Genomic DNA, 26234 nt, shown 5'->3' on the forward strand with positions numbered 1-26234 from the left:
GAGCACCAATAAAAAAACCTCCAAACATGATGGACATGCTTGAAGGATTGTTTCATTAAAATTTATTCGTAAATGTATCTGGATTACGTATTTTTTTGATATATTCGCTAGGATTACAACCATAATACTTTCGAAAGGTTGTCGTAAAATTACTGGCGTTGCTGTACCCGATTGAAAATGCCGTCTCTCCAATGTTTAATTGTTCAACTTCCAAGTACCAGAGAGCTTTTTCCATTCTTTGCTTACGCACCATTTCAAAAATAGTCATTCCGAATAAATGGGGGAATCCTTTCTTTAGCTTGAATTCATTAAGCCCAACCTTTCGGGCCAACGCTTGAATGGACAGGGGATGCTCAAAATGAAGAATGACGAATTCACGAGCCTTATGGAGCTTTGATATATCTTCACGACTTATAAAATGGCTTGTCCCCCTTGTTACATGTCCATCCATCTCCCCAAATAATGCTATAAACTCCATTGCCTTACTTTCCATGTATAACCGTTTCATCGTCCCATTGTAGTTACAATGTATCATGTCATAAACACACTTGTGCATGGCGGGCGTATCCGCGTAGGCGTCAATATTCCCTTTGTAACGTTGTAACCATGTTTCTATGCTATGCTTTTCTGCAATATCTCCGGCGTAAGAAAATAGCTCTTGTGGAGAACACCTTATTTCCACTATTTGTTGGTGAACGCCTGCCTTCTTTTCCTCATAAACCAGTTCATCCTCTAAATATAAAACATTCCCGGTCAACCGATTGGTATGACTTTCTTTGCCGTTCCATTCACAGTATATTTCACCGTTTAAGCAATAGCTGAGTTCAAAGAGCGGACAAGCCTCCTGAATATGAAGCTTCATATTCTGTTCAAAGGTGAGATCCGTGACCACGATTTCCATACCTGGACGAATCCGTGTGCGAGTCATACTTCCCTTACCTATATGCGAGGGAATCGTGAGTTGTTGCTCCGATTTTTTATGATGAATATGACCATCCACAAGCTCAGTGAATTGGTCAAATAAATGATGAATGTCTGCACTCCATATATTCAAAGCCAATGCCAGCCCTTCTTTCCTGTTCAGTTCTAACTATAGGATAACAAAAAAAGAGGACCCGAATCATCGGGTCCCAGCAACATATATTATTCAAAAGGGGGTCATGTCTGTATTGTACCCGTCCTGTGTTAGAGTTGTTTTGCAGTTATATTTCATCTTTGTAACAAAATATTCCACTGCCATTTCTACGCATAATCCCCTTGGGTCATCGAAAATACCAATACACTCGGTACCTCGCCTGAGGGATCATAAGCACCAATTGTACGCAGCAGGCGCATCTTATTTTTAATAAGCACGCGCATGGAAGCCTGATTATCCTCTTGGCAACGACTTTCGATCCGCTTGAGCTTCAAAGATCCGAAACCAAAATTCAGCATTTCTCCTACCATTTCTGTAGCCAGCCCCTGTCCCCAAAAAGGACGATCCAGAATATAGCCCAGTTGTGCCTCACCCGTTCTTTCATTCCATTGCTGAAAAGAGACGATACCGAGCAACGGTGAGGAGGTAAGCTCATTGGATTCACTAAGTAAATTGCTTTCTCCTGTATTTCTCTGATGCCATTCCACCGCAAAATGCAGGGAATCTAGTGAATCAGCAGATATTTTAATTTGCGCAACCAGACGCCGCATTCGTGTATAGACTGGCTTGCGAATTCGATTCACATATTGGATCACCAATGGATCGGATAGGATCCGTTCCAGCGCGGGATAATCCTCCGCTCTTAACTGGCGCAATCGGACTCGACGGGCGTAAAGCTCCGGTAGCCCAAGACGAAGCATTTCTCTGGTCAGCACAATGTTCCCTCCTGCGGATGGATTGGCTTTTAGAAATGAATGTTTCCATACTTAATCCAGGTCCTGAATCCCCCGATAAATTCCTGTGCGCAGCTCTCGAATATAATACGGCAAAGAAGGTACAGCAGCTTCCTCCGCTTGTTTTACCGCCAGTTCTATATCATAAGGTACACGTACAAAATGAATGGAGAAGGACGTAGGCTGCTCCTCTCCCATCTCCCCCTCTAAAATGCAGTAGGAAGCCTGCGTAACATCCAACGGATTCCCGACACTACCGACGTTAAAAAGTGTTTTTCCCTGAAAATGCTGGATAAAAGCATTGTGCACATCACCATATCCCACGACATCCGGAGCAAAAACAACTTTTCCATTTTCTTCTGCTAACGGATCGAACATGGCAAGCCGTTTTTCCGGCTCATCCCATGGCTGCACACGGTGATATACACTTTGCGGCGAGGCATGCACCAGACGGATACGGCGTCCGCTCATTCTGAAATCATAATGAAACGGTAACTGTGCCAAATACTGCACTCGTTCTGCCCCCAAGCGTTCGGCTTGCCAGCTAAAATTGAGATCATCCGTAATACTAACCAGCTCATCCCAATTCCCCCGCACGACCACTTCACAACGTTGACGGACAGCATCCAGAACCTCGCACGGGCTAGGCCCTTTGCCGATCAGATCCCCCAAACAAAACACACGGCTAATGCCTCGGGAAGCAATATCCTCCAGCACCGCCTCACAGGCAGGCCAATTGCCATGAATATCTGAAATGACAGCAATACGATCCATCTGAACCTCACTCCTTTGTCCGAAACGACTACATCTCTACACTACATTCGAGCCCTCTTTATGTAGTTCCAACATATATGATAAAGATGAAAAAAAGATCATGGCCTATTGGCCGGATTTTAACGTAATGACACTAAGCTCCGGTCTGCACAGCACGCGAATCGGCAGATGTGTCATGCCAATGCCTCGGCTGACATACAGCGGCATTCTCTCCGTTCCCACATGAAATAATCCCTGGATGTACTTGCGTCCACCCGGAGGCGGCATCGGCGCTCCAATGACCGGCAAGCGTACCTGTCCTCCATGCGTATGCCCTGACAGTTGAAGATCAAAGGACATTTGCGCCGCCACATCTGCATAGTCCGGCTCATGCATCAGCAGGAGCTTGCACATCTCATCAGGTAGTCCGTGAATGGCACGCTGCGGATTGGGCTTGCCCATGATGTTATCCTCTAAACCGACCAAGGCTACACGCTGTCCCGCAAGCTCTACAATCGCATGCTCGTTTCTCAGCAACGTAAACCCGGTTTTCGGATACAATTCCTGTACTCCGGCTGGTAAGCCTCTATAATCATGATTGCCCAGAATAGCAAATTTGCCAAGTGTGGCGTGCATAGAAGCCATAACTGGAACAGCAGCCTTCATGGATACTGCATAGTCATCCACAATATCGCCTGTAAAACAGAGCAAATCTGGTTTCAGACCTGCTATACGGTCCGCAAGCTCGCGTAGATCCTGCTCATCCATGTGAAAACCCAAGTGCACATCACTAAAATGTACGACCCTGATTCCGTCAAAAGCAGACGGAAGACGAGGGAGAAACAAGTTGAAGCGTGTAATTTCCAAATGATTAGGCTCCCATAAGGAAGCATATCCTCCAGCCAGAAGCGCGGTTCCGGCTGTGGCTAAAGCCGCTTTTTTCAAAAAATGGCGGCGCGAAGGATTGGCTGGTTCATTTGAAATGGAACGCCGCGAAGAACCGGGAGGGATAGCGGACCCCTGATGCGGGCCATCCTGACTCTCGCGGCGGGTGTGCGGCGTCTTCTCCATATGCATTCCCCCCTGCAATCTATTCCTTGATCTCACTTTTTAGAAATTCTTACTGTCCAGAAGCTTTAGCGGTAGTTGGACAACCACTGCTCCGCATAGTCTACCAAATCACGTTGCCTCGCGAAAAAACATGAAGCCTCCCCAATGTTCACCCGCGTAAAGGCTGAGGGACAGTCCCGTTCAAAATCAAGTCCCAGCTTCTCAAAGTCATCTGAGGTAATATTAAAATCCTGAAAAGATACCCACGCTTTTGCTCCATCCACCATCATAGGAGCTTGATGCGTGATCACTTCTCGTCCATTATAGGCTGTTCGATATTCCGCCAAATGCAAGGACGTGTTGCTGTCATGTTCGCAGCCCAACAGCAGTACATAGGCATCTGCCTCATACAGCTTTGCCAAGGGCGAATGCTCACCCAGCCCAAAATCAAGCTCATGCGCCTCCAGCAAGTCTGAAGCAGCAGGTCCACGTGCCGCCAGAGAAACATGCGGATGTCCGCTGCGCTTGGTTCCTGGCAGACCACGGAACGTTTCTACAATGACGCCCATCCCTCCGGTCAGCGTCCAGGCCGGATCATAAGCGGGCATTTCCTCGCGTACCAGTTCCCACCATGACTCATCCAGAGGCGGGTTCATCCAAGTCGAGGGATCAGTCAAGTCATGAGACTGTGTCGGCATTACCAGCGTCCCTTCCGGACCAACCGCTTCGGTTAGCGCGGCAAGAATGGCTGAGGCCCCGCCTGGAACAAAGCGTCCAAAGCTGCGCATCGACGAGTGAACAAGCAATGTCATGCCGCTCCGAACTCCCAGATCCTTTAATCCCTTCATTACATCCGACCTAGTGACAGGTCGATTCGTTATCGGTTGCACAGTCACCTGTCCAGCCTCCTTTTCACCAAAAACGATACACAATACCATAATTATACCATAACTGCTATCCCGCGCTCCTTTCTCCATGTTACCCTCCATCATTCCTGAGCGCAAAAAAACAGGCTTTCTCCAGTTTGAGAAAAAGCCTGTTTGTGCATAACCTATTCGCTGTCTAGTGCTATACAGTCAGCCAGCGCTTGAACATATGCTTGGTCGTTTCCTTGTTCATTTCGGCAATAGAAGTTGTCAACGGAATGCCTTTCGGGCAAGAGCGTACGCAGTTTTGCGAGTTCCCGCACCCTTCCAGCCCGTCGTCCGTCATCAACGCCTCCAGCCGCTCTTCCTGATTCATTTCCCCTGTCGGATGGCTGTTGAACAGGCGAACCTGAGATATCGCCGCAGGTCCGATGAACGTCGTCTTCTCGTTGACGTTCGGGCAAGCTTCCAGACAGACACCGCAGGTCATGCACTTGGACAGCTCATACGCCCACTGACGCTTTTTCTCTGCCATTCTAGGACCAGGGCCCAGATCGTAGGTACCGTCAATCGGAATCCACGCTTTGACCTTCTTGAGCGCATTAAACATCCGGCTGCGGTCGATGACCAAATCCCGAACTACCGGGAACGTGCTCATCGGCGCGATCGTAATCGGCTGCTCCAGCTTATCGACGAGCGCCGCACAGGCCTGACGCGGCTTGCCGTTAATCACCATGGAGCATGCTCCGCATACTTCCTCCAGGCAATTCGACTCCCAGCACACCGGAGCCGTCTCTTTACCGTGGCTGTCCACCGGGTTACGCTGAATTTCCATCAGCGCGCTAATCACATTCATCCCCGGACGATAAGCCAATTCGAATTCTTCCGTATAGGAACTGGTTTTAGGATCAGCTTGACGGGTCACAACGAACTTCACTGTTTTATTCGACTTCACTGCTTGCTCCGACATCTAAATACACTCCCTTCCGTTATTTGTTCTTGGAATAATCCCGAATACGCGGCTTGATCAGCGAAACATCCACCGCTTCATACGAGATTTGTGGTCCTTCCGGTGTCCAGTCCGCAATCGTCGTTTTCAGGAAATCCTCATCGTTGCGATCCGGGAAGTCTGGTTTGTAATGGGCCCCGCGGCTTTCGTTGCGCAACAGCGCACCTTTGGTCATCGCTTCGGCCAGCTCCATCATATTCCACAGTTGCCGTGTAAACGCCGCACCCGCATTGTTCCAGCGCGAAGCGTCATTGATGTTAATGTTAGAGTAACGCTCCTTCAGCTCCTTGATCTTGTGGATCGTAGCTTCCAGCTTGTCATTATAACGAACCACAGTCATGTTGTTCGTCATCCACTCGCCCAGCTCTTTATGAAGAACATAAGCATTTTCTTTTCCGTCCATATGCAAAATACGCTCATACTTCTCCGTCTGCTGATGAACTGCCGCATCAAATACGGAAGTAGCTATATCCTGTGCAGATTTTTTCAAGCCTTTGATATATTCCACAGCCTTAGGTCCAGCTACCATCCCGCCGTAAATGGCTGACAGCAACGAGTTCGCACCCAAACGGTTCGCACCATGATATTGGAATTCACACTCACCAGCCGCGAACAAGCCCGGTATATTCGTCATCTGATTGTAATCGACCCACATGCCGCCCATTGAATAATGAACAGCCGGGAATATTTTCATCGGGATTTTGCGCGGATCGTCACCGACGAATTTTTCATAGATTTCAATAATGCCGCCCAGCTTTACATCCAGCTCTTTCGGGTCCTTGTGGGACAGATCGAGGTAGACCATGTTCTCGCCATTAATACCCAGTCCATCATCAACGCATACACTGAATATTTCACGTGTTGCAATATCGCGAGGGACCAGATTTCCGTAAGCCGGATACTTTTCTTCGAGGAAATACCATGGCTTACCGTCCTTATACGTCCAAATACGACCGCCCTCTCCCCGTGCCGACTCGGACATGAGACGCAGCTTGTCATCCCCTGGTATAGCCGTCGGATGAATCTGGATAAACTCACCGTTCGCATAGCGTACGCCTTGCTGATACACCGCACCAGCAGCTGTGCCCGTATTAATGACGGAATTCGTGGTTTTACCGAAAATAATCCCGGGGCCACCAGACGCCAAAATAACTGCATCCGCTGCAAAAGTCTTCACTTCCATCGTACGCAAATCCTGCCCGCAAATCCCTCGACAGATGCCTTCATCATCCAGTACAGCCTGTAAAAACTCCCAATTTTCATACTTGGTCACCAAACCAGCAGATTCCCAGCGCCGTACCTGCTCATCGAGAGCGTACAGAAGCTGCTGTCCTGTCGTCGCGCCAGCAAAGGCGGTCCGATGATGCTGGGTACCGCCGAAGCGACGGAAGTCCAGCAGTCCTTCCGGTGTCCGGTTAAACATGACGCCCATGCGGTCCATGAGATGAATGATCCCTGGAGCCGCTTCGCACATCGCTTTTACCGGAGGCTGGTTGGCCAGAAAGTCCCCGCCATAGACCGAATCATCAAAGTGAATCCAGGGTGAGTCTCCCTCACCCTTGGTATTTACCGCACCATTGATGCCGCCTTGAGCACAAACGGAGTGGGACCTTTTGACCGGAACCAAAGAAAATAAATGAACGTGAACTCCCGCCTCTGCCGCCTTGATCGTAGCCATTAGACCTGCCAGACCGCCGCCCACGACAATAATGTTGGATGCTGCCATTTCTGCTCACTCCTTTTTTTCAGGATTTTAACCAAATCCCCTTTTACGTTTAAAAATAGAATCTCAACACGATGTATAATGGATATGACTCATTTACAGTAGCTGTTTAAAAGCGCTGCATTGCACCAAGGCAGTTGCCGTTTCCTGAAATTCCGCGCTGCGGAATGCAAGCAGGGAAGCGATGAAGCCGATAGACACCACCACGAACAGGGTCATACAGATATAAGAAGATACTTTTTGCGCACGCGGTCCCACAGTAATCCCCCAACTGACCATAAATGCCCACAGTCCGTTAGCAAAGTGAAAGGATGCCGAAACGACACTGATTAAATACAAAATGAAATAAACCGGGTTCGTCACGATGCCATGCATAACGCCGCCTAGCTCCTCATGAGTTACTTTACCCAGAGCTACCTGAAAGCGTGTGTCGTATACGTGCCAGATAATAAATACAAATGTAATGACGCCAGAAATACGCTGGAACAGAAAGCGCCAGTTACGTGAATAGCCGAACCTTTTGACATTCGGGTCAGCCTGATAAGCGATATACAAGCCATAAATTCCGTGGAACAGTAATGGCAAGTAGATGAATAACGTTTCTAGCACAATAACCAGCGGCAAACCATTCAGGAAGGCCACGCTGCGATTAAATCCTTCCTTGCCGCCCTCCACCGCTGTGAAGTTCGTCACCAAATGCTCAACAAAAAATAGAGCCAACGGAATGACGCCAAGAAGCGAATGCAGCTTTCTGGAATAAAATCCTCTCATCTAGGTCATGCTCCCTTCTCCCAATAATAGCGTTTTCAATAGTAATATAACATATAAAATGACAGTTCCCGACAGGAAATGTCCAACAAGGTGTCCCTTATAAGGAAAAACAAAAGTGTGAACATCTTGTGTCGCTTTCATGTTACTCCTTTTCGGCTTATAATGGAATTGCAATATACGTATTAATTATTATGTCTTTTTTGCATATAGAGAGGAAGTGGATGATTTGTTTGAGGATTTGAACGCTTTTGCCGTCATTGTCGAGCAGTCCAGCCTGAATAAAGCCTCCAAACTGCTGAATCTGTCCCAACCTGCCCTGTCTCGCAAAATTGCCAAGCTGGAGGAAGAGCTGGGTGTGAATCTCTTTGATCGTCGGGGCAAACGGCTCGAAATTACGTCCACTGGCCGATTTGTTTATACATTCGCACTAGAGCAACGGCAACGACAGCTTCGCTTTTTACAAAAGCTGTCCCAGCACAAAAATGAAGCCCAGAGTATGCTTACACTCGGTGCAAGCCTCACGACACTCCAAACGACGCTGCCTACCCTCGTCGAAGCTTTCATGAGCAAGCATCCTCAAACCGAGCTGAAGCTGCTCACCGGTAAAACCCATGAAATCGTCGCCTTTGTACGTGATAAAAAAGCAGACGCCGGTATTGTCGGGTCTGCCATTCATGAAGCCGGACTGCGTTGCATTCCGCTATTTGATGATCATTTGGAGCTTGTTGTTCCCATTGGACATGAATTAACCGTCAAGACAGGAACGGCCTCGATGAAAGATCTACAAGGATTGCCGATGATTATATTCTCCAAAGGAACCTGGTACCGCAGTCTGACGGATGACTTATTCCAGCGCAGCGGCATCATGCCGGATATCCGCATGGAAATCGACTCCTTCGAGGCAATTGTACGCCTGCTTCCAACCTGTAAGGCTTCCGCCTTGCTACCCAAATCCTATTTGCGCAGCGAACTATTACGGGATAATGGACTCACTGCATTATACTTGCCCGATTTGAAGGAGACACGCCGAACGACCTCCCTCATTTACTCGGAGACGACCGATCTCGGTCCGACAGCACGACGCTGGATTAGCGAGACACGTGCGTCGTTTGCAGGCTATCGTATGGTGTAGAGGGTTTAGCCCTCTTCATTGACATTAACAACCTCATCCTCAAAGCGACCGATATTGTCATTCGAGCCGATGATGACCATAATATCGTCTGCTTTTAGCCGATCCATAGCCGTCGGTGCGATCAGGATACCGTTCGCCGTATGAAGCGCCACGACACTACAACCAAAGCGAGTACGGGCATTTAGCTCTGCTAGCGTTTTGCCATTCAGACATGCAGGTACATTGAGTTCCACAATACTGTATTCTTTGGACAACTCCAAATAATCGAGCAAATTAGGCGTGACTAGCTGATGAGCCACCCGGATACCCATATCCCGTTCTGGATAAATGATCCGGTCCACACCGAGCTTCTCTAACGCACGCCCGTGCAGCACAGATATGGCTTTGGCTACGACTTTTTTCACACCCAGCTCCTTCAGCAAAATGGCGGTCAGGATGCTTACCTGAATGTCATCACCAATAGCAACAATGCCGCAATCGAAATTACGGATGCCCAGTGATCGCAATGAGTCTTCATCGGTAGCGTCCGCCACGACAGTATGTGTCAACATCTCACTCATACTGTCCACCACATCCTCATTCCGGTCAATGCCTAGCACCTCGCACCCCATATCCACCAATTGCAAAGCCAGGCTTGAGCCAAACCGTCCCAAGCCAATAACTACAAACTGCTGCGTTTTCATATCTACTCGAAAACTCCCTTATCTGAATCAATTTCATAAATGAGGATTTTGCAAAAATCCTGAAATAATTAAACCAACGAAATGAATATGAAATGGATTCATCCTATAATCATTTTGCCTTCCGGATGACGATATAATTCTTTACCCTTTTTCGGCCCCAGTGCATAAGCTAGCGTGAGTGGCCCCAGTCTACCTGCAAACATCGTCAGGGTAATCACCAGCTTACCTATGACTGTCAAATCAGGTGTAAGCCCCATCGACAGCCCCACCGTACCAAACGCAGACACCGTCTCAAACAAGATCATCAGAAAATGATGATCTTCGGTTGCCGACAAAATCATGGTCACCCCGATCACGAACAGCAACCCCAGCAGTGTAATGGTCAAAGCCTTGTAAATTCGTCCCTGCGCAAGTCGGTACTTGAACAGTACAATATCTTCACGCCCCCGTAGCATCGAAATCACGGCTCCAATGAGCAGCGCGAATGTTGTGGTCTTAATCCCGCCTCCAGTAGAGCCAGGAGAAGCCCCGATAAACATGAGTATGATGATAAAAAACTGCGTAGCCTGCCGCAAGCCTGCAATGTCCAGTGTATTGGCACCTGCGGTACGAGGGGTTACGGACTGGAATAAAGATCCCAGCAGTTTCCCCCCCCAATCAAGCGAGCCAAGAGTCTTTGGATTCGTAAACTCAAATACAAAAATCACGAGCGTGCCGACTACAATCATAGCGCCCGTCATGCTGAGTACCACCTTAGTATGCAAGGAAAGTCTCTTGCGCTTGCGATATTCTGCCAGGTCCGACATCACTACAAAACCAATTCCGCCTGAAATAATCAGGAACATAGCTGTAAAATTAACAATCGGATCATATACATAATCTGTCAGGCTGCGAAAGTGCCCGAATAAGTCAAAACCAGCATTGTTAAACATGGAGATGGCATGCCAAATCCCAAAATAAATCGCCCTGCCTACAGGCATATCAAACGACCAGCGAATCGCAAATATTGCAGCACATACGCCCTCAATGACCAGCGAGTACAGCAGCACCTTACGAATCAATCCGACAATTCCTTCGACAGAGGTCTGATTCATCGCTTCCTGTAAAATGAGGCGCTCCCGTAAGGAAATCCGACGTTTGAACACCAGCGCGATCAAGGTAGCCATAGTCATAAAGCCCAGGCCGCCGATCTGAATGAGCGCAACGATAACAACTTGACCAAAGGTTGTAAAAAAGGTCCCCGTATCCTTTACTACAAGCCCTGTAACACAGGTCGCGGAAGCGGCAGTAAACAAAGCGTCTATAAACGCAAGTGGCTTTCCTGTTGTATTGGAGATCGGCAGCATTAACAATAAACTACCTATTAGAATGATAATGGCAAAGCCCGCAACGAATATCTGCGGTGGAGAAAGCCGGAGCCAGCTTGCATTGGGATTCATCTATTCATCACTTCTCTCCTAATCCTTAAAACTATAAAAATAGTGATTTAATACGGTGTAAGCCCGCTACGCGTTCCATTTGATCTTCCGATCGTCGTTGCCCCTAATTTTTTTGATTTTTCCAAACCTTTAGTAACTATAATTAGCATTCCCTGAATACAGGAAGAATGCATGTCAAGCACTACTCTGCCCCCTGTGCTATTGGCGGGCAGCAGCGAAGGGGGCAGAATTGTTCTGAAGAAGCGAAGCGTTTGCCTTTATCTCCGGATTTTAACCATTAAAGGGGTTATACAATCAAAAAATCCGGGGATAACAGCAATCGGAAGAATAATCTGCACCCGCAGCGGTCTAACCAATCCAAACACTTTTATACACACAAAAAAAGACACCGGAAAACCGAGTGCCTGACTTGGTTCCTGCTCACAGCCTACGAGGTTAGCTGACGGATTCGGGCAGCACAGTATGCCCTATTTACACATCCAATCCAGCAGGATCAGCTGTAAAATTCACCCCAGTAACATGGTTCCCCCGTTTTCTCATAGAAATTCGGCTCAACTGTATATCATTACCTATGTATTTTATAGGCATTGCCTCAAGATTATAATCCTTCTATATCCAGATCACAAAACCGATTTCGCCGAAAAAACGTGAAATTGGCTTTATTTTGCGAATGGGCATCGTTTAATCGCAGCTTATCTTATTTTATTGGAACTTTAAAGTGCTTTCACTCTATTTTCATGAATATCGCTGGTCTGTTGGCGGGAACCTGTGCAGTATGATATCTTTAATGGATGTTCTTATTTACAGATTAAGGAGGAAACTCATGAATCCTATCGGGAAACCGGTCGTGCTCACGGCCAACTTCAAAAAATTAGGCTTGCTGGGCGGGATTGGCCTGATTTGCTTTTTTATCTTTCAATTGCTTATTCCCTCGCTTAGCAATCCGAGTCCAGAATCAGTAATGAACGCAAAGGTCATCAGCAAACAAGAAGCGGTCATACACGCATTGGACTTTGCCCGCTCCGAGTTGGGCTATACTGAATCACAGCCAGAGGAGCCTGTCGTGACCTATCAGGCCGAAACAGATTTGTACGGTTATTTATCTAGAGAAAAACTGCTTCAACAGTACGACCGTACATGGAAGAAAAATTACCCTTACGAAACCTTTCGGGTTGATCTGCCTGAATCCTCAGCGAAAAGCAAACTGCAAATTCATGTGGATTTATCCACTGGGAAGGTCGTTAGCTTTAAACGGATCACCTCCAGTACCAATTACACACAGGCTGATATTTCTACGGATGAAGAAGCACGTAACAGGCTTATACGTGTAGCTGAGGACGGCATGACGCTTGAAGCCAAGGAGCAGGCGGCCGCAGTATGGGTCAAGCGCTTTGGCTTTAAGCCGTCGGACTTGAAGCTCGCCACCACTGAAAAAGAAGGTGGATTAAAGTATACCGTAGACGATAAAAAAATCGGCGCCTCGGTACTTACACTGGCTTTTACTTTCGAAGACGGTGATGTTCGCTCCTTCTCTCAAAGCTTTTCGGCCCCGTCGTCCTATACCGATTATATCGAAAAGCAAACATTTTGGGCGAATTGGATGACCTATGCGGGTTATGCCCTATTTAGCTTTGTGCTGGGTGTTCTTGCCATTGTGTATGCGTCACTCACCCGACGACATACTTCATTTGTACGCGGCATTGTTCTGTCCGTTATATACTTTATTGCAAGTATAGCTGGGACAATGAACATGCTGCCTTTATTGCAAGCAGAAGCAGGCGGTAAGGGCATGCTTATATTTCTTATGGTGTTCCAGATTGGTGTTACCTTCTTCATGGCAGTAGCGCTCTACTTCTCCTTGGTCGGCGGTGACGGACTTATGCGTCAGGTTGGACTGAATGCATGGCCGCGTGCGAAAGAGCCGGGCTACGGGCTGTATGTGCTTCGCAGTATGTATGTTGGCTACTTGTGGGCCTTTATTTTACTCGGGGTACAATCCATCTTATTCTTTATACTGGAGCGCACATTTAATACATTCTCCACAACAGATGCCACGCAATCCCCTTACAATATGGCTTATCCATGGTTACTGCCGATTATGGCCTGGATGGCAGGTATTGGAGAAGAGACTGTCTACCGTCTGTTTGGTATTCCGATGGTCAAAAAAATAGTGAAAAACACTTTTGTTGCTTGTCTGATCACCACGCTGATTTGGGCACTGGGACATACACTTTATCCGATCTATCCGGTGATTTCCAGACCTATTGAGCTGACTTTTCTTGGTTTGCTGTTCAGTTTTGTGTTCCTGCGTTACGGTTTTATTGCCGCCATGTTCAGCCACGTTATTTTTGACAGCATTCTAATGGGGCTTAGTGTAATGAGTCTGGGAGACACTGTGAATGTGAGCGCTGGTCTATTCTGGATCTTACTTCCAGCCATTGTGGGTTACATCATTTATTGGTTTAGTCCTAAAAAGCCAAATCGAATTATGTTTGAACCTATTAAAAAAGAGGAGCCGTATTCTACGACTCCTCCTCCCGAAGGGCAGCTATAATCTGACGCGCAAGCTTATCCCCAATAGAGAGAGGCCGGAATTCTTCGATGCTGGCCTCTCTTATTTTTTTGAGTGATCCAAAATGCTTGAGCAGTAACTTACGCCGTTTCTCGCCGATGCCTGGAATAGAGTCCAACCGAGAAGTTACCATAGATTTGCCGCGTTGCTCGCGGTGGAACGTGATGGCAAAACGGTGAACCTCGTCCTGAATCCGTTGCAGCAGATAAAATTCTTCGCTATTGCGTGCAAGTGTCACGGCCTCAGAGGACTCTCCCACTAATAGTTGGGAAGTTCTATGTTTGGCATCCTTCACCAGACCACACACAGGAATGAACAAACCCAGCTCATTTTGCAGTACATCGGTCGCCGCCTTAATTTGTCCACGTCCACCATCCACAACGATCAAGTCGGGACGTTCCAGATTTTCCTTAAGCACACGTTCATATCTACGCCGAATAACCTCACGCATCGTTTCATAATCATCGGGTCCCTGCACAGAACGGATCTTATATTTTCGATACTCCTTCTTGGCAGGCTTGCCATCAATAAACACGATCATGGCGGAGACTGGATCGGAACCCTGGATGTTGGAGTTATCAAACGCCTCCACCCGGTGCAAGCTATCCAGCCCAATGGCACGTCCGAGATTGCTTGCAGCTTTGGATGTCCGTTCCTCATCCCGCTCGATCAGCTTAAACTTCTCATCCAAAGCAACACGTGCATTTTCCGTCGCCATGCCTGTCATTTGCTTTTTCAGTCCACGCTGCGGTACAAGTACCTTAACATCCAACCATTCAGCCAGAGCGAGAGCTGCCGTAGCTGGGTCCTCCAGTCCACCGGATAGTTGGGTTTCTGTTTCCTTTATCTCTGCATCTTGGTCACCAACTTGACCTTGATTCGTTGCTACTGCATAAGCTGCTCGTTCTTCAGCCACCAGCAGTGAGTCAGCAGAATGCTCTGTCTCCGTTTGTATCGCTTTCTCATCTGTCTGTCCGGTAACATCGGCTGTAGGTGCACTGTGGAGTGCAGTTTCTGCCGCAACCGGTTGATCGACATTGACCTGTTCTGCCTGCATCAGCTTAGGAGAATCTGGCAGCAATATTTCTTGCGGCACTGCTGGGTTGTCACTATAATATTGCGTCACATAGGACATAAAATCACTGTAAGCCTCACCATAGAAAGGAAAAGTCGACATATGGCGCTCGATCATTTTACCTTTGCGGACATATAGGATTTGTACACACATCCAGCCCTTATCTACTGAAAAACCGAATACATCTCGATCTTTCGCATCCGATGTGGTGATTTTCTGCTTTTCCATCATCGCGTCGATGCTGATAATCTGATCTCGCAGCTCCTTGGCCCGCTCAAAATACAATTCCTCTGCGGCCTCCTGCATTTTACGCTGAAGATCCTTTTTAATTTCCTCATGTCCCCCGCTCAAAAAGGAACCAATCTCCTGACCAATCTGGTCATACGTTTCCTTCTCGACCTCTTTCACACAAGGCCCCAAACATTGATGCATGTGATAATACAGGCACACTTCCTTGGGCATCACACCACACTTGCGTAACGGATACATACGATCCAGCAGCTTCTTCGTCTGATGTGCCGCGTAGGAATTGGGGTACGGTCCAAAATATTTTGCTTTATCTTTCAGAACGCGACGGGTCACCTCCAGCTTGGGGTGTGCCTCGTTCGTAATTTTCAAATACGGAAAGGTTTTATCATCCTTCAATAGCACGTTATAGCGCGGCTGGTGCTTTTTAATGAGGTTGCACTCCAGAATGAGCGCCTCCATATTACTACCTGTAACGATATATTCAAAATCACGGATATCGGAAACCAATCGCTGCGTCTTGCCGTTATGGCTACCTGTAAAATAGGAACGGACCCGGTTTTTCAACACTTTGGCCTTGCCGACATAAATGATGGTGCCTTCGCTGTTCTTCATCAGGTAACAGCCTGATGCATCCGGCAGTAACGCTAATTTGTGCCGTATGTTTTCCAGCGCCTTCTCCTGATTCTGCAAGTCCTCCGCATAAGGTTTCATTCGCCAGGTTCCTCCTTCCATTCTTAATGACTGCTCAACTAACTACTTATAATATATAGGAATAATACACAAAAACGCCCCCGGTATTTACAACCGGAGGCATTGACCTTTCATGGCCGCTCCACCAAGCCCCCGCGGGAGCATGGGTCACATGCGATGATTATTGGTGTTTAGTAAGCATGCTTTTCAGCGCTTCTTTGGAGTTCAGACCTACCACTTTATCAACAGGCTGTCCGTCTTTGAAAACGATCAGGGTAGGAATACTCATCACGCCGAAACGGGAAGCAGACTCTGGATTTTCATCCACGTTCACCTTCGCGATTTTGACGCTGTCGCCAACTTCTGTGGACAGATCCTCCAGAATGGGAGCGATCATTTTGCAAGGACCGCACCATGGCGCCCAAAAATCAACCAAAACGGTTCCTGTGCCTTCGACTTCTGCGTTGAAGGATTGATCGGACACGTTAACAATTGCCATTGTATGTTCCTCCTTTATAGAAAAGTCAAGATTATTATAACCTGTAATGTCTGTTTCGACACCTTTTAATTATATCACAATAGTCTTTTAATTGTAAGATATCAAAATAGCAGACGGATAAACGCTTACCCCCGCTGATTTTTTCCCTTTACGGTAATGACATCTACAAAAGGACGAATCCGGTCCATCAAGCGTTGTCCTTTGTACATTTCCTCTCCGTCCTTGCTCGTAAAGCTGAGATGCTTCTCCAGCCCCTGCAACGAATAATTGGAAGTATAAAAAGTAGGTTTGCGGTTCATTCGGTAATTCAAAATAGAACCCATCACATGGTCCCGTACCCACGGGCTTAAATTTTCGGCACCAATATCGTCAAATACGAGCAGATCACAATTTTTGAGCATTTCGGTCGTTTCCTTCAGCTTCTGTCCATCCTGAATCATGGACTTTAAGTCCTCCACAAAATCAGGCATATACACGATCACACCGTTCAGACCCGACAGAGCCAGCTCGTGCAATAGATAGCCCATCAAAAAAGTTTTACCCGTACCAAACGTACCTTCCAGATACAGTCCTTTTTTGGATAGACCCTGACTTTTCGTTTCTTCAATGTAACGGAATAGCTGTGTGACGGCAGGCATACGTTGTGAATCTTTGCGCGCAATCTCAAGAGCGTTATATCCCTCCAGAAGTGCCCGTTCATCCACATAAAAGCTTTTAATTCTCTGACGCACCCGTTGTTCATGTTGGGAAGCAACCAACTTCGCACATGGGGTCCGAATGTCCACGATTTCGGCTGTTCCATTCGGATATTCCACGCCCAGCTTACAAAAGTGGCCCTGAAAATCGTTAGGACACTGTTCCAGCCCCGGACAATTGTCGCAATTTCGACGATCCCGGGCATACTGAAAGAGCATGCTCATGTTGAGTCGCAATTGTGTTTCGTCCACATCAGGATGCGCAGCACAAAACTCCTGCACGAGCGGATCATTTAGAACTTGATCGGCTACATTGCGAGTGCGCTGGCGAAACGAAGGGTTCTGCATCTGCTGTAGCAAATCGCCCAGTGATTCCAAGAACGCTCCTCCTTTCTAAAATGTGCAGAGCTATGGGGGGAGACGCTTCGCGGATGGATCATTCTTACGATCGCTGTTGCCACCAGATTTTTTCTATCGTAATAGAAATTTAAAGGTGAAAATCCGGTGGCAAACGCTATCGCTTCTCCAGAACGATTCCATCCGCTCCGCTACTGACCGCCATAAAGTCGACATCTATTTGAATTGGCTTCGCTTAATAGTTTCATAAAACCTAAAATTCACTAGACTTTTTTCTGTTTTCCGGATTGCATTCGTTCGGCCAGACGCAGCAGTTCATCCAATTCTTCCTCAGATACAGACTCCTCGGAAGGGTGATCCTGAACGATTGGAATGGATGGCTTGGCTGGCCCGTTATTTTTGGCATATGCGCGGGATCGGCCGCCGGAAGGAGAAGCAGAGGACTGTTTTCCTTTTACCTTGGCTTGATCCCTTATATATTGAACGGCTTTTTCGTAAGTGTTTACCTGCTTAAGCAGCATGTTGGAAGCAACGGCCTCGACAAAGTTTCGGTTAATTCGCTGATCGCTCCCCGATACGAGCAGTGACATCAAATAATGGATCAGCACATTGATGACTTCACCGGGCAGCTTATAGCTGATATCAATTTTCTCAAATATATCCAGCAGGTTACCGGGAACCGTGCCGGGGAAAAAGGTTTGCAGCAAACGGCGATAAGGCTCGTTGCGCAACATCATATTATATTGGTGAATGTCACACTTGGCTGTGAATTGTGGTGGAACCTCCACATAAAATTCCATTTCCACAGCCTGTTCTGCAGGCGGCTCTTCAGGTGTGGAAGCTTCTCTTTGGCGCAAGGCGACCACTTTGGCGGCCTGTACCTGCTGTTCCTCCTGACGCTTCCGATCCTGTCTGGAGTGCTGACTAGCCCGAAGCTGAAGCTCGTCAAGCAACAAGTCGCCTGCTTCGGTAAAAATACCATCCTCATCCAGCAAGCGACTAATATCCTGTACAGAAAGGTCAAATTTGCGAACAACGTAATTGACCATGCCTAACTGCTCGTGTTCAAACCGGAGACGCTCCACGTGCTTGCGATTGGCAGATTCACGCGGAAAACGGAGAATAATATCTGCATAATTCAATGCTTCCTCCGATTCTGACGCTAGTGGTCCAGTCTGACGGCTAGTGGACACCTCGGACAGCGCCTGTTCCAGTTCGTAATCTATAACATGGGTATTCAATTCAAATAACTCGTAGAAAGGAATCGAAATATTTTCTTTATTATAGGAAGATTGCGACCATTCGCTAGATTCCCTACTCCACAACGATTCTCTCAGAGAAAGCACTGCAAACTTACCGATTTTGTCTCTCAACAAAAGGGTGAGATGCTGCGTTCTGAAAAATTCAGCAGGTGCGAGCGGCGGCTGCATCTCATATTCATACATATAGTCGTCCGTTTCGGGTGCATACAGCCTGGACGTCTGTAACAGACCGACGGCCTCCAGCTTGGAGGTCTGTTCAATCAAATACTTGCGTCCCTTCTCACTCGGCTCCAGTCCCAGTGTCAGAAAAAGGCGACGCTGCTGTTCCAACGGCGAATAACCGATTTGTCCGACTGGCACATGCTGGAACAACAGTCGATACAGACTGACCGCAAATGCGCCTACCATCGGCTGATAGACGCTTCCCAGCATCAATTCATCCAGTGCGCTCAAGCCAAATTCCCGATAAACGCAGTAGCGGTGGTTCTCAGTATAGTGCAGCAGGTTTTTCATCCGCATTCCAACATTCTTCCTTTCCTGACATAACGGTCTCCAAGATGTTTTTCTATTCTATCATACTTGCCTTCTCGTGGGACCAACAAAATAAGGGCAATTGTTCTCCTTTTTGGCAGCCGTATTCGTCTGAGTTCTACTTTTTTCGAGAATACTAACTATTTTAAGACTTTGTGACCTGTATCATGGTAAAAATAAAATTCTTCACACTTCTTTCATTGGTGAAAAGCTTTACTTTGAGCTACAATATAATGGTTAAGCATCACGTATTGGATACAGGAATGATATAAGGAAGTACACATATTTCGGCTAAGCTGATTATCATTTACAGACGTAAAGGAGTGTAGATCGTGAGTCAACATCAACCTCAACAAACCCCAGCAACTCCCAACGAAGTAGCCTCCACACTGGAAGGCTGGTATGCGCTTCACGATTTCCGGTCCATCAACTGGACAGCATGGAAGACCGCAGACGATGAAGAGCGCGCCGGAGCACTGGACGAGCTTCAAGAGTTTATGAAGGAATGGAACGTTACCGAGGAAGCGGGTCTGGGCAGTTCAGCTGTCTATACTGTTGTCGGACAAAAGGCTGATTTTGTCATGATGCACCTGCGCGAAACGCTGGAAGACCTCAATAAACTGGAAAATGATTTTAACAAAACAACCTTCGCCAAATATACAACCAAAACCTATTCTTATGTGAGTGTGGTGGAACTGAGTAATTATTTGAGCAAGGATGAAGATCCCATGCAAAATCCACAAATTGTCGCACGCTTGAAGCCCGTATTAAACAAGGCCCGTTATATTTGCTTCTATCCAATGAACAAAAAACGTGATCTGGACGATAACTGGTACATGCTTTCGATGGACGAGCGTCGCACCTTGATGCGCAGCCACGGTTTAATTGGACGCAGCTATGCTGGCAAAGTAAAGCAAATCATTTCCGGTTCCGTCGGCTTTGACGATTGGGAATGGGGTGTAACACTGTTCTCCGATGACGCACTTCAGTTCAAGAAGCTAATCTACGAAATGCGTTTTGATGAAGTCAGTGCCCGTTACGGTGAATTCGGCTCCTTCTATGTCGGCAGTGTGTTGAATGAAGAGACATTTGAAGACATGTTGAAGCTGTAAAGCATAAGCGTCGGAACTATGTCGCAACATACAATCAAGGATTCCGCGAACTCCCACTTTCGGGACGACGGAATCCTTTTTTATAAGACCTAAAGCTATAATAGAAGAGAAAAGGCCCCTCACGGGTGCCTGATTAAATCGTATTCTTTATGATTGCCAGGTCATAACCAAGGAATGATATCTCCGATTATTGCAGCACAGGCTCGCCCCCTACGGATGTATCCTCACTTTTCGCCAGCTTTCTTTTCTCCAAAGCGATCAGGATAAAGATAATAAGCAGCAAACCACTTAGTAAGATCAAAAATCCCCCCAATTCGGGAATAAAATATTTTAAGCTTCCACCTTTAAAGCCCATACCTCTTAAAAACTTGAAATGCCAGGTCAATGGGAGAATGTTACTTATATATTGCAGCGATGGAGGCAGCATAGCCACTGGCAATTGAGCGCCGCTCAGTAAAAACGAAGGCAGTATAATTAGCATGAGGCGTGGGGAAGCTTTTCCAGGATTGGCCGCATTCCACCCTAAAGCCATCGCAAACAAACCCAACGTAATCGTGTACAGGAGAAATGGAATACTGAGCTGCCATACATTCGCTTCAAAGCGTAGTCCGCCAATTTGCTTAAGTAAACCAATGGACAGGTAAAAGGACACACATCCTACTAACGCATACGGCAACACCCTAAGAATCAAGCCATACGAATGCTGAAGCTCCTCTTTTAATCTTCCTTGCTCCCGCAATCGCGGGACAATTGTCAGTACAGTAGCACCAATCAGTGAAATCATGACCGTATTAATGAACCCCATAACCGAGGTCATCAAAGTAGCATTGGTAGGATTATATAACAGGCGCTGCTGAAGCAGCATATTGGAAGTAAGCCCTGTAACCTGACTGTCACTCATTCCCATACCCTTTAATCCACCACCAGCCAGCATCGCATTTTCCGTCGCCATAATCTCTGTGACTGCCGAGCGTAGATTTCCAGTAGCCTGACCTACCGTATTATCTACATAAAAACCGATGTTGCTCTGAACTCCTTTAATCCTATTTTCCTCCAACCCAGCTGGAAGGTAAATCACCGCAAAAAACTTTTCATTATATAAAAGTAAATTCGGATCGGTTTCGTTCTCTTGCACATGGCGTACATCAATATACTGCGATGCATCTAATTTATTAATAAGCTGTCGGCTATAACTGCTATGATCTAAATCGACTACAGCTACAGAGGCATCGTTAAGCTGATTATTTTTAAAAACAAATCCAAAGGCAACAGCTACAACGATAGGAACGAGCAGCATAATAAAAACCATTTTGCCGCTGATCATCAGCTTCCATTCTTCTATAAACGCCTTCATTTCGTCACAACCTCTACCGTCATTCCAGGCAATAATTCAGATGTTCGCTGGACATCCACCCGTACTTGGAAGGAGCTGATATCCGACAGACCTTTGTCCCGACTCATTCTCATGTTAGTATACTGAGGGGCAGAAGTAATGTACCTCACCTTGCCTTGGACATCTTTATCTAAAGCTACAACGTGCGAAGTCACATTCCCCCCAGCTTTAAACTGTGATATGGAATCCTCGCCCACATAAATATCGTAGTATAGCTGATTGGTTTCAATAACGGCGCCCGTTGCCCCCGTAGAAACGATCTCTCCCATTTTAGGTACAATACGTGCCACCTTACCATCTGTAGATGCCTTCAGCACCATACGTCCGCGCTGCAATTCCAAAGTTTTGAGTTGAACACTCAATGCCTGCTTTTGTTGAGCCAGAAGATCCACATTGTATTCGCTATTCTTAACATCTTTTCGTGTTTGCGAGGTTTGAGTCAAGGCTTCCTTGGCTTTTTCTGTTTTGATACGAGCCTGCTGGCGTTCCTCAGCAGTCGCGCCAGCCTCCATTTTATCCAAAGCGGTTTGCTGCTGAGCGATCCCATTTTTAGCAATGTCCGATTGTTTGCTAGCTGCTATAATCTGGTTATTGGCAATTTCAACCTGATCTTTAGCTGTATCTAACGCGATTTGGGCATTATCCAGTTGGTTTTTGGCGTTATCCAATTCTGCTTTGGTTCCAGCTCCAGCATCATATAACGCTTTGATACGGTTGTAATTCACTTTAGCCAAGTCCAGAGCCTGTTGTCTGGATGCTACTGTTTTTTGCGCGATTTCCGCATTTCTTTTGGCTGTCTCTACTCCTGTCAGAGCTGCGTCCAACGATTGCTGTGCTGCTTCAATAGCCAGCTTTTGTCTTACAATATCCTCCGCACGTGTGCCTTGGTTTAATAAGGACTCTCCCGCTTGCGCGGCTTGAATGTCCAATTGCCCCTGTTTTTCTGAATTCGAAATTTTCTCCGACTGATTTTGCAGCGCGTCTTTAGCCTGTTTTATTTTCACATCAGCCTGTGCGATATCCGTTTTTAATTTCTCAATTTGCAAATCAAGGTCTACAGGATCGAGGGTCATGAGCACATCCCCTTTTTTCACCTGTTGTTCTTCCTTCACCTCAACCGTGTTTACTCTTCCCCCTACGCCCTGAAAAGCAACATTCACGGTATCTGCCGTAAGCAGTGTATTTTTTTGTTGGGCTGCCATACTCACAGCATCCTTGCCGCTCATTGCCATTAGCGTACCCCCGGTACCTAACGCGACAATAAGTAATACGTACACAATGATCTTTTTGTTCATTACAATAAACTCTCCTTCATGATGATTTAGCCAATGATAGTTAAAAATTAATAGTCGAAAACTAATAAGGAACCTGATAGTATGACGTCTAACTATTTAAGTTGGGAAATTTTTTTATTCCCGTTTTATCTGTTCAAGTCCTGAGGAAAGCTTATTTAATAACGTAGCAAATAGAATATGATCTTCCTTCGTAAATTCATTCATCAAATCAGCAAAAAGCTGCATAAACAACGGAATTCTTTCCGTCATTAACTGTTTACCTTCATTAGTCAAGGAGATTGCAGTCATACGTCGATCCGTCAGCGTACTTCTCCGGATGATGCCGTCTCGTTCCAGCTTATCAATTACACTGGTTACTGTTGAACGAGTAACTCCTGAATATTCAGCCAGCTCGGATGGAGTCAATGCACGTTCATGAAGAAACAATGGCATTAAAATTTTCAGGTTGCCTACAGACAGCCCATATTCCGACAGTCTGGAAGACACTCCATTGTACACTTCATGCGCTGCCTGCACGAAAAGTACCAACGTATTCAACGATTGGGAGTCCGCATTTGGAAACTTTTCTGCCAATAAATTTATTCTCTTGGGATCAGCATTGATATTAAAATCAGAATTCAATCTGAAGCTCCCCCTCTGTAATTAGTAACCATACTATACGTCGTCAAATAGTTATGAGTCAATACCTTTTTTTGTTCGCCTAAATAAAAAAGGTCTCCATGCTCCTTTTTAGGAGTCAAGGAAACCTTTCTACCTTTAGAAAAACCGTCCCTTTTTCAGTACCAGTGGAATTCCGCCAATGATGAACAGATAGCGGAGATCCACAATTTTTTTCAATTGTGCGGCCACCCAACCTTTTATTTTGCGTTTGCCCACCACGGCGACGGCTTCGCCTTTTCCAAGAGAAGCAACCGTCCCTTTGTTGGAAAATACAAACTTGTGCAATTCCTTTTTGCGAAGAGTAGCGGCCAGATTCTTGGCACAAAGGACCCCTTGCTGCATCGCAATTTGGGCAGTCGGTGGATAAGGGCGTCCTTCAGGATTAAACATCAGGGAACTGTCCCCGATAATAAAAATATCATCGTGGCCCGGTGCACGCAGAAAATCGTCGATTTTCACCCTTCCGCGCATCACTTCGAATCCGGCTTTCTCGATTAATCCGTTCCCACGGATCCCTCCCGTCCAGACCACCGTGCACGCTTCGATTTTCTCCCCCTCACCAACGATTACACCATCCTGCAAGCATTCCTTAATCGGAATTCCAATGCGGAAGGTGACCCCTTTATGCTTAAGGACGTTCATCGCATACTCCACCAGCTCAGGATCGAACCCTGGCAGCGCCGTAGGAGCTGCCTCGACGTTAATGATTTGAATCCGGTTAAAATCGATGTCATAGGCTCTGGCCAGCTGTGGCAATCGATCCGCCAATTCTGCTACAAACTCAATGCCGCTAAAACCAGCGCCTCCTACGACGAAATTGAGGCGACCTGGTTTACCGTCATTTTTATACAGGGCCAGCTGGTATTCAATATGCTCACGAATCAGGCGAACCGAGTTAATACTGCGAATCGTCAGCGCGAACTTATCCATTCCCGGAATACCGAATGTTTCTGGCTCGCCGCCTAATCCAATGACCAAATAGTCATAGGAGAGTGATCCATCCTCCAGCACGATTTTTTTCTCCTTCGGTATGATTTCCTTAACCGTTCCTTTGACTAAATCCACCTTGAACTCATCGATTAGCTGGGCAATCGGAATCCTTGAATGCTCAATCGTATCCGTACCTGCCGCAGGCATATGAAGATGTGTCGTAATATAGTGGTAATCATGTCGATTGATCAGTGTGACATCCGCCTCATTGTGCTTGAGCTCCTTTTGCAATTGCTGAGCCGTCAATATACCGCCATATCCGGCGCCCACAATGACAATTTTGGGAATACTGCTCATGCTTCTACCCCTTCCGATATACATAATCATTAATTATTCACAGCTGTTCTCTCAAAACGGTTAATTTATACTCACAGAAAAGTCTTCATCAAATATTAACCGCTTTAACTTTGCAAGCGGAACCCAGCAGTTTATAATGATAAACAGTGAATCATGCGTTCGGCGGCTATCTGAACCTCTATGCGGCTGATTCAATATCTACAAATCCCATACTATCCCTTTCGGAGGTGTTTTAGAGTGACAGCTCAATCCACAGGTGCGGAAATCCGCGATCTGATTATTATCGGAGGCGGTCCAGCCGGTATTTTCGCCGCTTTTTACGGGGGAATGCGTCAGGCGTCCGTCACCTTAATTGAAAGTATGCCCCAACTGGGCGGCCAGCTTGCAGCCCTTTATCCTGAAAAATATATCTATGACGTCGCTGGCTTTCCTAAAGTGACTGCACAGGAACTGGTTAACAATTTGGTTCAACAAATGAACCACTTTAATCCAGAGGTGCAGCTAGAAGAGAAAGTCGTATCATTAGAGAAAAAGGAAGAACGCCACTTCATCGTAAAAACAGACAAAGGTGGCGAGTATCATGGTAAAGCGGTTATTATTACCGCTGGTGTGGGTGCTTTCGAGCCGCGCAGACTGGAGCTTCCAGGTGCCGAACGTTTTGAAAAAACGAACCTGCATTACTTTGTCAGCGACCTGAGCAAATTTGCAGGCCGAAAAGTGCTAATTAGCGGTGGTGGTGACTCTGCTGTAGACTGGGCACTTATGCTGGAACCGATTGCAGAACAGGTTACATTGATTCACCGCCGTGACAAATTCCGTGCGCATGAACACAGTGTCGAAAACCTCCTCGCTTCCAAAGTAAACGTTATTACACCAACGGAAATTACAGAATTGCATGGAGAAGACACAATTACGAAAGTCACTCTTGCTCATGTAAAAACCAAAGAAACACAGGAAATCGAAGTGGACGATGTGATCGTTAACTTTGGATTTGTATCCACACTTGGCCCGATTGCTGAATGGGGAATTGAAATCGAAAGTAACTCTATCGTGGTCGATTCTCGCCAGGAAACTAATATTCCCGGCATTTTCGCCGCTGGGGACATTACGACCTATCCAGGCAAGCTCAAGCTGATTGCGGTCGGCTTTGGTGAAGCTCCTACGGCAGTCAACAACGCCAAGGTCTATGTAGATCCAGATGCCAAGTTATCTCCTGGTCACAGCAGTAACATGAAATTGTAGTCTAGTTTAGACTATGACAA

The 26234-nt window shown here is 46.6% G+C and carries 22 protein-coding genes and 1 riboswitch; of the genes, 4 read left to right on the plus strand and 18 right to left on the minus strand.

Annotated elements, in window-relative coordinates; translation table 11 throughout:
- Positions 1–55: 55 nt before the first annotated feature.
- From MKY24_RS21455 to MKY24_RS21490, 8 genes are all read right to left on the minus strand, one after another.
- Positions 56–1060, minus strand: a complete 1005-nt coding sequence (locus MKY24_RS21455) for an AraC family transcriptional regulator (RefSeq protein ID WP_339200825.1) — start codon at positions 1058–1060, stop codon at positions 56–58.
- Positions 1061–1242: 182 nt separating this feature from the next.
- A complete protein-coding gene (locus MKY24_RS21460; RefSeq protein WP_023990139.1) occupies positions 1243–1851 on the minus strand; it encodes a GNAT family N-acetyltransferase in 609 nt (202 codons plus the stop codon).
- Positions 1852–1902: 51 nt separating this feature from the next.
- On the minus strand, positions 1903–2643 hold the full coding sequence (locus tag MKY24_RS21465; RefSeq protein WP_023990140.1) for a metallophosphoesterase family protein: 741 nt from the start codon (positions 2641–2643) through the stop codon (positions 1903–1905).
- Positions 2644–2748: 105 nt separating this feature from the next.
- Positions 2749–3693 carry a metallophosphoesterase gene (locus tag MKY24_RS21470; RefSeq protein ID WP_076295555.1) on the minus strand — a complete coding sequence of 315 codons (945 nt, stop codon included), beginning with the start codon at positions 3691–3693 and terminating at the stop codon, positions 2749–2751.
- A 65-nt stretch (positions 3694–3758) separates the two neighbouring features.
- Positions 3759–4568, minus strand: a complete 810-nt coding sequence (locus MKY24_RS21475; protein WP_023990142.1) for an AAC(3) family N-acetyltransferase — start codon at positions 4566–4568, stop codon at positions 3759–3761.
- Positions 4569–4740: 172 nt separating this feature from the next.
- A complete protein-coding gene (gene sdhB / locus MKY24_RS21480) occupies positions 4741–5508 on the minus strand; it encodes a succinate dehydrogenase iron-sulfur subunit (RefSeq protein WP_053326044.1) in 768 nt (255 codons plus the stop codon).
- A 19-nt stretch (positions 5509–5527) separates the two neighbouring features.
- Positions 5528–7273: a succinate dehydrogenase flavoprotein subunit gene (gene sdhA, locus MKY24_RS21485; protein WP_061830109.1), complete on the minus strand. Its 1746-nt coding sequence runs from the start codon at positions 7271–7273 to the stop codon at positions 5528–5530.
- 93 nt (positions 7274–7366) lie between these two features.
- Positions 7367–8041, minus strand: a complete 675-nt coding sequence (locus MKY24_RS21490) for a succinate dehydrogenase cytochrome b558 subunit (protein ID WP_023990144.1) — start codon at positions 8039–8041, stop codon at positions 7367–7369.
- Positions 8042–8267: 226 nt separating this feature from the next.
- On the opposite strand from MKY24_RS21490, the gene MKY24_RS21495 reads away from it, so the two are divergent.
- Positions 8268–9173 carry a LysR family transcriptional regulator gene (locus MKY24_RS21495; protein ID WP_028541456.1) on the plus strand — a complete coding sequence of 302 codons (906 nt, stop codon included), beginning with the start codon at positions 8268–8270 and terminating at the stop codon, positions 9171–9173.
- Between the two features lie 5 nt (positions 9174–9178).
- Here the strand turns inward: MKY24_RS21495 and MKY24_RS21500 are convergent, their stop codons facing one another.
- Together MKY24_RS21500 and MKY24_RS21505 are read right to left on the minus strand one after the other, a co-directional pair.
- A complete protein-coding gene (locus MKY24_RS21500; RefSeq protein WP_023990146.1) occupies positions 9179–9856 on the minus strand; it encodes a TrkA family potassium uptake protein in 678 nt (225 codons plus the stop codon).
- A gap of 98 nt (positions 9857–9954) precedes the next feature.
- Positions 9955–11295: a TrkH family potassium uptake protein gene (locus tag MKY24_RS21505; RefSeq protein ID WP_339200829.1), complete on the minus strand. Its 1341-nt coding sequence runs from the start codon at positions 11293–11295 to the stop codon at positions 9955–9957.
- A gap of 409 nt (positions 11296–11704) precedes the next feature.
- Positions 11705–11857: riboswitch (cyclic di-AMP (ydaO/yuaA leader) on the minus strand.
- 261 nt (positions 11858–12118) lie between these two features.
- On the opposite strand from MKY24_RS21505, the gene MKY24_RS21510 reads away from it, so the two are divergent.
- On the plus strand, positions 12119–13849 hold the full coding sequence (locus tag MKY24_RS21510) for a type II CAAX endopeptidase family protein (protein ID WP_023990148.1): 1731 nt from the start codon (positions 12119–12121) through the stop codon (positions 13847–13849).
- Here MKY24_RS21510 and uvrC read toward each other — a convergent pair.
- From uvrC to MKY24_RS21530, 4 genes are all read right to left on the minus strand, one after another.
- A complete protein-coding gene (gene uvrC / locus MKY24_RS21515) occupies positions 13818–15902 on the minus strand; it encodes an excinuclease ABC subunit UvrC (protein WP_053326047.1) in 2085 nt (694 codons plus the stop codon). The two genes, MKY24_RS21510 and uvrC, sit on opposite strands and share 32 nt — an antisense overlap.
- Positions 15903–16062: 160 nt before the next feature.
- Positions 16063–16380 (minus strand): thioredoxin, encoded by a 318-nt coding sequence (trxA, locus tag MKY24_RS21520; RefSeq protein WP_010347861.1) that lies wholly within the window; start codon positions 16378–16380, stop codon positions 16063–16065.
- Between the two features lie 125 nt (positions 16381–16505).
- The gene (gene dnaI / locus MKY24_RS21525; protein ID WP_023990150.1) at positions 16506–17453 is read right to left on the minus strand and encodes a primosomal protein DnaI; all 948 of its coding nucleotides are present in this window, start codon (positions 17451–17453) and stop codon (positions 16506–16508) included.
- Between the two features lie 242 nt (positions 17454–17695).
- On the minus strand, positions 17696–19213 hold the full coding sequence (locus MKY24_RS21530; protein ID WP_264454568.1) for a DnaD domain protein: 1518 nt from the start codon (positions 19211–19213) through the stop codon (positions 17696–17698).
- A gap of 344 nt (positions 19214–19557) precedes the next feature.
- Here MKY24_RS21530 and hemQ point away from each other — a divergent pair, with 344 nt between their 5' ends.
- Entirely contained in the window at positions 19558–20337 is a 780-nt protein-coding gene (hemQ, locus tag MKY24_RS21535; RefSeq protein WP_023990152.1) for a hydrogen peroxide-dependent heme synthase, read from the plus strand.
- 187 nt (positions 20338–20524) lie between these two features.
- Here hemQ and MKY24_RS21540 read toward each other — a convergent pair whose 3' ends face one another.
- From MKY24_RS21540 to MKY24_RS21555, 4 genes are all read right to left on the minus strand, one after another.
- Entirely contained in the window at positions 20525–21691 is a 1167-nt protein-coding gene (locus MKY24_RS21540; RefSeq protein ID WP_339200833.1) for an ABC transporter permease, read from the minus strand.
- Entirely contained in the window at positions 21688–23025 is a 1338-nt protein-coding gene (locus tag MKY24_RS21545) for a biotin/lipoyl-binding protein (protein WP_339200835.1), read from the minus strand. Before MKY24_RS21545 ends, MKY24_RS21540 begins: the two co-directional genes overlap by 4 nt.
- A 114-nt stretch (positions 23026–23139) precedes the next feature.
- Entirely contained in the window at positions 23140–23646 is a 507-nt protein-coding gene (locus MKY24_RS21550) for a MarR family transcriptional regulator (RefSeq protein ID WP_023990155.1), read from the minus strand.
- 135 nt (positions 23647–23781) lie between these two features.
- Complete coding sequence (locus MKY24_RS21555; protein WP_053326050.1) at positions 23782–24972, minus strand: NAD(P)/FAD-dependent oxidoreductase; 1191 nt, start codon at positions 24970–24972, stop codon at positions 23782–23784.
- A 237-nt stretch (positions 24973–25209) separates the two neighbouring features.
- Here MKY24_RS21555 and MKY24_RS21560 point away from each other — a divergent pair, with 237 nt between their 5' ends.
- Entirely contained in the window at positions 25210–26214 is a 1005-nt protein-coding gene (locus tag MKY24_RS21560) for an NAD(P)/FAD-dependent oxidoreductase (RefSeq protein ID WP_023990157.1), read from the plus strand.
- Positions 26215–26234: the final 20 nt, after the last annotated feature.

Origin of the sequence: Paenibacillus sp. FSL P2-0322, from assembly GCF_037975315.1 — a bacterium.
Lineage (GTDB): Bacteria > Bacillota > Bacilli > Paenibacillales > Paenibacillaceae > Paenibacillus > Paenibacillus polymyxa_B.